We start from the raw sequence: 732 nt of genomic DNA, 5'->3' as shown, positions 1-732 counted from the left end.
AGTCGTCGGCGGTTTCGCCTTCGACGCGTTCGAGGACTCGTTTCACTGCGCGGAACGCTGTCCCCCGGTCCGAGTACTCATGCTTGGCGGCTACGTCGTCCCATGTCATTCCGTCGCGCCTATCGCGCATCGCCGCTAGTGCGCGTTCACGGTCGCTGATGCCTTCGGGTTTGACGCTGGACATTGGCGGTTCTCCGGGCTTGTTGGCCGTCTTTGGGTTGGCCATTTCGGTGGGCACTGTTGAGTGTATCTACCGGTTGTCGGGCCACACGATTTTGGTGAGTGCGAGTTTGTGGCGTTCGAGGACGAGGTAGGGCATGGGGTGTTTGAGGTGTTGGGCGGCGATGGTGGCGAAGCAGAGTGCGTCGGCTTGGTCGTCGCCTCGGATGGTGGTGGTGGGCCAGAGTTTGGTGATGGCCATGGCGACGTCGGCTTTGCCTGCGTTGCCTTTGTCGGTGGCCCATTTTGCGCGGGTGGTGGGTGGGCATACGGCGGTGGGGATTTTGAGTGCTGTGAGGGCTTGGTAGAGCATCCACCAGTAGCCGGCGCGGTCGTGGATTCCGGCGCCTTGGGCGGCGTATGCGGGGCCTTCGATGACGCATAGTTCGGTGTTGCGTGGGATGAGTCCCATGGTGGTGTTGCGGAGTTCGGTGAGTCGGTGGGCGCGTTGTTGCCAGGTGTCGTCTCGTTTGCCGCGGCTGGCGATTGTGTGGAGTTGGGGTGTGTTGTTGG

At 62.3% G+C, this 732-nt stretch carries 2 protein-coding genes; both read right to left on the bottom strand.

Translation table 11 applies throughout. The annotated features are described in order from the left end of the window. Positions 1–184, bottom strand: a 184-nt coding sequence (locus tag AC3XQU_RS22750; RefSeq protein WP_489876434.1) for a hypothetical protein, incomplete at its 3' end; no start/stop codon positions are given. A gap of 66 nt (positions 185–250) precedes the next feature. Then, positions 251–732 (bottom strand): hypothetical protein (locus AC3XQU_RS22745; RefSeq protein ID WP_489876433.1); only part of this gene is annotated, 482 nt, incomplete at its 5' end.

It is taken from the genome of Telluria sp. AZSoR62 (genome assembly GCF_058111565.1).
Note: the sequence above shows the minus strand (reverse complement) of the source record. Positions and strands in the feature narration are given on the sequence as shown.